This is a genomic window from Caballeronia sp., assembly GCF_028292365.1.
In the GTDB taxonomy this organism is placed as follows: Bacteria; Pseudomonadota; Gammaproteobacteria; order Burkholderiales; family Burkholderiaceae; genus Caballeronia.
The window spans coordinates 1-8,891 of the sequence record NZ_JAQGMM010000168.1; the positions used below are offsets into that span (position 1 = coordinate 1).

Consider the following 8,891-nt stretch of genomic DNA (forward strand, 5'->3'; position numbering starts at 1 on the left):
GAACGGGGTGTGCTGGCGGACACCTTGAGCGTGGTGCCAAGCGGCACGATCGGTTCCCCGCGTTTTCCTGGACGACAGCTGCCGCGGCCATTGCAGTTGCAGCATCCGAACGTAGTGTGCGTAGCAGCGATGTTCGAGCGCAACGGCATTGCCGACTTGCTGCACGCGTTTGCGCACGTGCGGCAGACGCAAGACGCGCAGCTCTACCTCGTGGGGGAGGGACCCGATCGCAGCTTGATGGAAAGTCTCGCTGAACAACTTGGCATTGCGAATCATGTTCGCTTCACGGGGTTCGTCGCGGATCCTCGCGCGTATCTGGCCGAAGCCGACGTCTTCGTGTTCGCCGCGCATCAGGCACCCGGGCCGCTGGTGATCAGCGAAGCGCGGGAGGCGGGTTGTGCAATCGTCGCGACGAAGGTGGGCGGCGTTCCGGAGATGCTGGAAAACGGCAGTGCAGGGGTGCTCGTTGCTCCGCAGGAGCCGATGCAACTGGCAGCCAGGATGGGATGGTTGCTGATGGATTCACCAGTACGCGCGCAATATGCCGCGCGTGCGAAGTTGAATCTGGAGCGCTTTTCAGTGCAGCGCGTGTACACGGAGCATCTGGCGGTCTGTGAGCAAGCGATTGCCCAGTGCGAACAACGGCAGAACCGTCCGTCGACACGGCGTGCGCCGGCTGGGTGACGAGCTTATCCGGCGGTCGCAGGTTATGGACTGCTTGTTTGCGCAATAGTCGTTGTGTTGCTGTGGATAAAAAAGGCGATCAGGTTATCCCGATCGCCTTTTTGAGTGAACGCTGCCTGCCATCGCGCGTTTCAACTAGCCCGCAAATTCGTGTTCCACGCTTTCCAGCCGCCGCTGTGCATGATCGCGCTTGGCCAGCGCCGCGCCGCTGCGCGCTGCGCGCCAGCGCTGCAGCGCGGTTGCCTCGCGATGGATAATTCGGGCACGCGTGAGATTGACCCAGCCCAGGCACGCGCCGTGTCCCACGACGGTGAGCCACAGCAAGGCCATGCCCCGGCGCGCACCACGGTATTCGTCACGCACGATCAGATGCAGGTTATACGACTCGTTTTCGATCGCGACCCAACTCCGGCTGCCGCGCACGGCGCGCGCATCTTCGTCGAAGCGTTGCGCCGGATAGTGATCGACTTCCACCGCTGGATCGTAGACAAGACGCCAGCCTGCACGCCGCACCGCCGAGGCGAACGCCATGTCGTTGTTGACCTGCGCACCGGTGCCGCGCAGACGCGTATCGAAGCGGATCGCATTGGCGCTGATTGCGCTCATGCGATAGCTCATGTTCGCGCCCTTGAGGAAGTCCACGTCGCGCGCGGCCCCCACGCCCAGATGATGATTGCCGATCGCGCGGCCGGGAAACTGCCAGCGGCCTACGTCCGGCTCGGAAGCATCGAGTGTCGCGCCATGCTCATGGACCCAGTCGCGCCCGCCGACCCCACCCACGTCCGGCGAGTTCGCAAAATGACATTCGATACGTTCGAGCCACGTCGGGCGTGGCGCAGCGTCGTCGTCGGTGATTGCAACGATGTCGCCGGTGACAGCGCTGAGACCCGCGTTCAACGCGGCAACCTGGCCACCCTGGGCGACTTCAACCTTGACGAGCGGCAGACGTGCGCGCGACTTCTCGATCACGAGCCATGCTTGCGTCTCTTCGTCGGCCCCGCGGCAGACCACCAGCACTTCGTCCGGTGCGCGCCGTTGCCGCGCGAGCGCATCAAGGCAGCGAGCGAGATCCGAGGTTCGACGATAAGTGGGTACGAGTACGGTGATCTTCATGTTGTATGGCGAGTCCTTCCGGGGTGTATCGGCGAATGTAGGCGATGGCGCGTGAAACCGTGCGAGCGCTGCGCGCAAGACCTTTGGGTCCGTGAGCGCGCAGGTTGTACAGCAGGTTGTGAGCCACGGCAACCGTCAGGAACAGCGCGGCTTTCGGGCGGTTGCGTTCGAACCACCGGTAGCGTTTATGCGTCACGTAGATGCGCGAGGCTTCAACGAACGCTGCGTAGTAGTCGCGATTCACCGTCGACGGAAAATGCGAATTGAACACCTCGGGCAGCAGTCGGACCGCGCACTTTCCCTGCAGCGTGGCGCGCATGACAATATCGACTTCGTCATAACCGTAGACCAGATGCTCGTCGAAGCGGATCAGCTTGAAGAGCCACGCGGGGAAAACGGCGCTATTGATCACCACGGTGTCGTGGTGATCGCTTGTACGGTAGGGTCGTGACTGGAAACCGAGGAATGTGGTTGCGTTTGCATAAACGGGGACACCGCGATTTAGTTCGTATCCCGTAATAATAAGTTTTTCCGGATGTTGGCCGCCATGCCGAAGCGAGTCGGCCATCTGACTCAGGAAGTCTGCGCTGAGCGTGGCGTCATCGTCGATGAATGCCACGTGCGTGCCGGTTACCGCGTCGAGCGCGCAGTTGCGGTTCGCGCCAAGGCCGCGGCGGGGTCCTTCCAGGAAGACAACGCTCGGAAAGTCAGCCGCCATCATTTCACGCGTGAGCGTATCGGTGCTGTCGTCCGAGACCACGATCTGGTGCGCCGGATACGTGGAGGCTTCGACCGAACGCAACGCCCGGGCGAGATCCCCCGGACGATTACGCGTGCAGATACATACCGAGAAGCGCGGTGCATCGGACGGACTGGGTTGGTGAACAGCGGTGACCATGTGTTTTCCCCGGCATTTTCTTGGTTCTGCCGCGTATGCACGACACGGCGAGATGCCCTATTTGACTCGGCAATGAAAAACCCGTCTGTTGGACATCGAACATCGGAGGAATAACGGTGGCGGGGAAGTGCTCGCGATGGCGGAAATATCAGGGTGCGCTTGCGCAGTGTGTGCGGGCGCACGGAATCATCAGCGTTGTGAAAGTGTAATGCGCAGACAACTTAATAACGACGCTCCTTCGGGGCGCAACTTCGAGATGACGCCTGTAATTTTCGACCATTGCTTTGGCTGGTTGCACGAGGGTGAGCCACAGGGCAAACCAACCGCCACGCGCGGCGTGGTGCTTTGCCAGCCTTTCGGCCGCGAGGCGATGTGGGTCCACAAAGGCTGGCGCGTGTTCGCCGAAGCCCTCGCGGACTCAGGTGCGCCCGCGCTTCGCTTCGACTACGCCGGTACCGGCGACTCGGCTGGCGAATCTGAAGACGGTGAACAGATCGAGCGGTGGCTGCAAAGCATTCGTTCGGCGATCGCCTATTTGAAAAAATCGACCGGGGTCACACAAGTGGTCCTGTGCGGCTTGCGTCTGGGCGCCACGCTCGCCGCGCTGGTGGCGGCCGAGCAAGAGGTCGATCAACTGGTGCTGCTCGCCCCCGTGTTGTCGGGCCGGCAATACTTGCGTGAACTGCGTCTGCTTCAGCAGAACTGGCTTGAAACAGGCGGTATTCATGTCACCCCCCCGCCGGCCGATGCCGACTATGCGGAGGCGGTAGGGCATCGCCTGATCGCGTCGAGCGTCGCCATGCTGAGCAAGTTCGACTTGCTGCGGGACACACGGCTGGCCGAACAACCGCCGCGGCGCTTGCTCGTGCTCGATTCTTACGATCCATCCCGCTCGAAGAAACTCGTCGAGGCTTGCAGCGCCGCCGGAGCGGACGCGCAGTTCGAGTCCTTCGACGAATGTGCCGCATTCATGCAGGAATCCGGCGTGACCGAGACGCCGCAACAGGCGATTGCACGCATTGTCGAGTGGCTGGGTGTAACTGAGCCGGCCGAATCCAAGGCGGCTGAATTCACGGTGCCTGAGTCGATCGTCAAGTCACCCGACACGCCCGTCCTCATTGCCGATGGGGTACGCGAAACGCCCGTGATCTTCGACAACGGCCGCCTGTTCGGCATTCTGTGTGAGCCGGAACAGGGCACGCAGTCGCGCCGCTCGGTCGTATTCGTCAACCCGGGTGCAACGCATCGGATAGGCGACGCGCGCATCTCCGTCACGCTGGCTCGCCGGCTTGCACGCCAAGGATTTGCATCGCTGCGATTCGATGTCGGCACGCTCGGCGACAGCGCGGCCGCCGTCGACAAACGCCCGCTCTCCCTGTTGTTTTCGCGCGCCGGTTGCGACGACGTGGTGAGCGCCGCCGCGTTCCTGGCCGAGCGAGGTTTCGACGACGTCTCGTGTTTTGCGGTCTGTTCGGGCGCTTACGTGTGCCTGCACGCGGCGCCTGTCAGTCCGCATATTCGTTCGCTCGTGCTCGTGAACGCGCCCAAATTCGGTTTCCCGGAAGATCCGATGTCGTTCGCCATGAACGATAACCGGCCGAAGACCGCAACCAGCACCCTCATGCGCTCCTTCAAGACGGCGGGCAAATGGAAGCGTGTGCTGCGTGGCCAGCGGCGCCTCGCCCCGATCGTGAAAGAACTGGCGCGGCATTTAGGCGCGCGCATGAAGGCCAGCGTGGCGTATTTAGCCGAGCAGACGATCGGCGTGGATTCAGCGGGTTCTCGGGTGCGCGCGATGGTTCGCGGTCTAGGGGAGCGGGACGTGAAGGTTCGCTTCGTCTACGGCGCGGGAGATCCGGGCATGGACGAGTTCGCCGTGTTTTTCGGCGCGGGCGGACGGCGGATGCGCAAGTGGCGCAACGTGGAAACCGTTCATCGCGACTCCCTCGATCACGCGTGCTTTTCGTATTCGGCGCGCGAGGACATGATGGTGTCGTTCCTTCGGTTCGTGCAGGGAGAGACGCCGCAAGCCGCGCGTTGTGGTCTTGGCTGGGCGCGCCTGCGTGCATTACTGCCGCGTTTCGCCGCGCGCGCCGTCCGGCCCGACGAATTGCACACCGAGATGCATGCCGAAGCGATGGAATCGCGGTGAACCGGAAGAATGTAAGCAATTGCAAGAGATCCGAGGCGCGGCGCGATGCGTTCGTCTGCGTACAGACCCTGATGTGACGTCCCCTTACTCTGGCGTGTAATTCGTCTGACCTTCGGGCGGGCACCCGCTGCGTGCACTTGAACGTGCATCAACCGTGCGCTGCAACGTGCCTGCATTCACCGCAAAGCTGTGCGCGGTGCCTTGGATTCATCCTGTCTGTGTTTGTTGTAATCGGCCCGTTGCTCAATGGAAAAAAGTCTTCTCAAGAACATAGCGATCAATTTCGCCGGGCTCATCCTGCCCGTGTTCGTCTCTCTCGCGACGGTCCCCGCCTACATTCACGGCATGGGAATCGAACGCTACGGCGTCATCAACCTGGTATGGGCGTTGATCGGTTATTTCAGCGTGCTCGATCTCGGCATTTCGATGGCGACTGAAAACCACATCGCCAAGGCGCGTCAGTCCAACGACGGCACGATCGAGCGCATCTTCTGGAGTGCATTCTTTCTCAACCTGGCGACGGGTATTGTTGGCGCAGTGCTGATCTGGTTCGGCGCGTATGTGTACGTCGTGCATATCGCGACCATCGAACCGGTGTTCCAGCGTGAAGTGCTGGATGCGCTTCCGTGGATTGCGCTGGCCGTGCCCATTGCCAACATTTCGTGGGTGTTCAGCGGTGCGATCGGTGGCATGGAAAAATTTGCGCTGTTCAATACCAACCAGACCATTGGCACGTTCCTGTTCCAGTTGCTGCCGCTGGCAGCGCTGTACATGATCTCGCCGTCGTTGGCGGTGGTTGTGCCGGCAGCCGTCATTGCACGGTTTTTATCGGCCCTGATGCTTGGCTACGGCACAATCCGCGCGATCGGTATCAAGCGCATCTCAAAGCCGGAAAGGCCGCTGATTCGCGAACTCTTTAATTACGGGCGCTGGCTGCTGTTGTTCTCCGGCGCAAGCATGATTGCCACCACCCTCGACCGGGTGGTGATCGGTTCCATGCTCGGCGCCAGGTACGTGGCGTATTACGCTACGCCGCAAAACCTTGTCACGCGTTTGAACCTGCTGCCGAGCGCCATGTTGCGCACGCTGTTCCCGCGTTTTTCAGCCTCCGCAAGCGACCACGCCGATGAACTCTCGCACCAGGCGCTCGCGTTCCTGAACTGTGCGTTCACACCGTGCGTGGTGGTTGCGTTGTTCGCGCTGGCACCGTTCCTGAACGTCTGGCTCGGCCATGAGATGGCAGTTCAGTCCGCACCTGTCGGACGCATTCTTGTGATTGGCGTATGGCTGGCGGGGCAATCGAGCATCATCGGCGTGCTGATCCAGGCCAAGGCCAATCCGGCGCAGGTCGCCCGGGTCGGCTGGATCGGGTTGCCATTCTTCGCGCTGGTGCTGTGGCTGAGCATCCGCTGGTACGGCCTGCTGGGCGCCGGCGTGGCGGTGGTTGCGAAGGCCTTCTTCGACTATGCCGCGTTCCTCTATTTCTCGAAGCTCAAACCTCGGCCGATTGTGCGGAACATGGCAGGACATCTGGCTTTCCTCGTGATTGCCACCGTGTGCGCGGACTCCATGGACTCAATCAGCGGTATGGCCGCGATCGCCGTCGCGCTGATTGCCGCCAACCTCGCCTGGTCGTTCTGTGAATCGAGCGAACTGCGCGAAGTCGTCTCGCGCCTGCGGCAAAGATTGCTGCCCAGCGCCGGGTGAGAGTGAATAAAGTGCCTTGATGTGCAGATTGACTGAATAGCGTGCGGGCGTTCGCACGCGCACACAACAAAAAAGTTTTGCCTGCTTAAATAGCGCATCAATCGATGCGTGTTTTTCACGCGTCCGCACCTGTAAGACGCGTTCGGCCCTCAATCAGCTTCAACGCTTCAGGAGTCACCGTGGACGTGTCCCACAATCCGCAAACCGACGCCGCCAAGACCGGCGGCGCGAGTGTTCGCGTGCAGCCGGTCATTCTCGCCGGTGGGTCTGGCACGCGTTTGTGGCCGTTATCGCGGCAGCAGTTCCCCAAGCAACTGATCGAGCTCGTGGGCGCGGAATCGCTGCTCGAAGCCACGCTACGTCGTTTGGACGGTCTTGACGGTCTCGATGCCACGACGCATGGCCGCGACACGGTGCACTTCGCAACCGCCAATGAACTGATCGTGGTCTGCGGCACCGAACACAAGTTGCTGACCGCCCAGCAGATCGAGCGTAATGGCCGTCGAGCGCGCATTGTGCTCGAGCCCTGCGCCCGCAATACTGCACCGGCCATGACGCTTGCCGCGCTCGCTGCGCTGGCAGCAGTGGCCGGAGGATCCGGTAGCGATCCGGTAATAGTGGCCATGCCCGCTGATCACGCCGTGTCCGACCTCGACGCGTTCCGTCGCACGGTTGCAAAGGCGATCGAACATGCCGCAAGTGGTGCGCTCGTTACGCTCGGTATCGTGCCGGACAAGATCGAAACAGGCTACGGCTATATCAAGGCCGGCGCGCCCTTGGGAACTGCACATGATGGTGCCCCTCAGGCGCGGGTGCTCGAACGGTTCGTCGAAAAACCGCGGCGCGAACTTGCCGAAGAGTATCTGGTGTCCGGCGAGTACTGGTGGAACAGCGGCATTTTTGTGTGCCGCGCTTCAGTCTGGCTTGCCGCCATCGAGCACTTCCAGCCCGCTATTCACGCCGCATGCGTGATCGCGTTTGAACGCGGCCTGCATCAGGATGGCTTCACGCAACTCGATGTCGAGGCGTTCGAAGCATGCCCCTCCGATTCAATCGATTTCGCCGTCATGGAACGGATTGCGCGAGAACCGCGATTTCCGGGCGTCGTGGTGCCGCTCGCCGCCGGCTGGTCCGATGTCGGCGCGTGGGACGCCGTATGGGACATGTCGGAGAAGGACGAAGACGGCAACGTTGCCCGCGGCCGGGTCATCTTCGAAGGGTCGGCAGACAGTTTCGCGCATTCCGACGGCCGGTTGGTGGCGTGCGTTGGCGTGACGGGTGTCGTGGTCGTGGAAACCGCGGATGCGATCCTGGTGGCATCGAAGGATCGTGTGCAAGAAGTGAAAGCGATGGTGGGGCGTCTGAAAGCCGCCAAAGGCGCCGAGGCGCAGGATCATCGCAAGGTTCAGCGGCCCTGGGGTTTCTATGATTCCATCGATCATGGTGAGCGCTTTCAAGTAAAGCGTATTGTAGTGAAACCGGGTGCGCGGCTCTCGCTGCAGATGCACCATCATCGCGCGGAACATTGGATCGTGGTACGCGGCACGGCGCTCGTCACTCGCGGGGAAGAGACCTTCCTGGTGACCGAAAACCAGTCCACGTTTATTCCCCTCGGTACAACACACAGAGTTGAAAACCCCGGTAAAACGCCGCTCGAAATGATCGAGGTGCAATCGGGAACGTATCTGGGTGAAGATGACATTGTCCGTTTCGACGATCAGTACGGACGCGTGACCGAAAAGAAGACAGCAGGCTGAACACCGGCGAATGCAGGACGATTTGCCGGGCAATGAGCATGAAGACCGGGCATCAGGATGTACTTAAATCACGCACTTAAACGAAGCACTTAAATAGCATCTGAATCACAAGTATCAAGAAGTACTTAATACAGCGATTGCCGAAGCAGTATCGCGAGACGCAAAGATGGTCAAGCAAAGGGATAACCCTTGAGAGGGACATTCCGACTGGCGCTAGCGGTATTGAACACGCAATTTATCGTGCACGGTGCAGCGCTGCTGATTGATCTGACCGATGTATTGATCTGATGAATAAGCGGCGCGCAGCGGGCCTTTCGGCGAGCTTGGGGAAGCCCGCCGGATGTGCAGGGACACAATGTAGGGCGCAAGGGGAGAGGGGTGATGGACGAAAACAAAGAGAGATCACTGGTGGCTAAGGTGATGGACGGGCTCGTATCGGGCATCGTCGAACAAAAGTACGGCGCGATCCTGCCTCCGCAGGACGTCTTGTCGAAGGAGTTCGACGTGAGTCGGACCGTGATGCGAGAGGCCTTGAGCATGCTGCTCGCGCGTCACATGCTGGATGTGCGTCCCAAGACGG

The 8,891-nt window shown here is 61.1% G+C and carries 7 protein-coding genes; 5 read left to right on the plus strand and 2 right to left on the minus strand.

All coding sequences use genetic code 11. The annotated features are described in order from the left end of the window. A partial coding sequence (locus tag JWR14_RS10255) for a glycosyltransferase family 4 protein (RefSeq protein ID WP_299705410.1) occupies positions 1-684 on the plus strand: 684 nt, incomplete at its 5' end. Between the two features lie 135 nt (positions 685-819). On the opposite strand, the gene JWR14_RS10260 is transcribed toward JWR14_RS10255, so the two are convergent. Next, a complete protein-coding gene (locus JWR14_RS10260; RefSeq protein WP_299705413.1) occupies positions 820-1,797 on the minus strand; it encodes a glycosyltransferase family 2 protein in 978 nt (325 codons plus the stop codon). Continuing rightward, a complete protein-coding gene (locus JWR14_RS10265; protein WP_299705416.1) occupies positions 1,736-2,695 on the minus strand; it encodes a glycosyltransferase family 2 protein in 960 nt (319 codons plus the stop codon). Before JWR14_RS10265 ends, JWR14_RS10260 begins: the two co-directional genes overlap by 62 nt. A 208-nt stretch (positions 2,696-2,903) precedes the next feature. On the opposite strand from JWR14_RS10265, the gene JWR14_RS10270 reads away from it, so the two are divergent. The 4 genes from JWR14_RS10270 to JWR14_RS10285 all read left to right on the plus strand — a co-directional run. Beyond that, on the plus strand, positions 2,904-4,847 hold the full coding sequence (locus JWR14_RS10270) for an alpha/beta hydrolase (RefSeq protein WP_299705418.1): 1,944 nt from the start codon (positions 2,904-2,906) through the stop codon (positions 4,845-4,847). Between the two features lie 246 nt (positions 4,848-5,093). Beyond that, positions 5,094-6,554, plus strand: coding sequence for a flippase (locus JWR14_RS10275; protein WP_299705421.1), 1,461 nt, complete (start codon positions 5,094-5,096; stop codon positions 6,552-6,554). Positions 6,555-6,733: 179 nt separating this feature from the next. Further along, positions 6,734-8,311: a mannose-1-phosphate guanylyltransferase/mannose-6-phosphate isomerase gene (locus tag JWR14_RS10280; protein WP_299705424.1), complete on the plus strand. Its 1,578-nt coding sequence runs from the start codon at positions 6,734-6,736 to the stop codon at positions 8,309-8,311. 381 nt (positions 8,312-8,692) lie between these two features. After that, on the plus strand, positions 8,693-8,891 hold a 199-nt coding region (locus tag JWR14_RS10285; protein ID WP_299705427.1), incomplete at its 3' end, for a GntR family transcriptional regulator.

Coding starts and splice junctions, on each gene's coding strand:
- JWR14_RS10265 (WP_299705416.1), bottom strand. CDS start 2,695: ATGGTCACCGCTGTTCACCAACCCAGTCCGTCCGATGCACCGCGCTTC.
- JWR14_RS10275 (WP_299705421.1), top strand. CDS start 5,094: ATGGAAAAAAGTCTTCTCAAGAACATAGCGATCAATTTCGCCGGGCTC.
- JWR14_RS10270 (WP_299705418.1), top strand. CDS start 2,904: ATGCGCAGACAACTTAATAACGACGCTCCTTCGGGGCGCAACTTCGAG.
- JWR14_RS10260 (WP_299705413.1), bottom strand. CDS start 1,797: ATGAAGATCACCGTACTCGTACCCACTTATCGTCGAACCTCGGATCTC.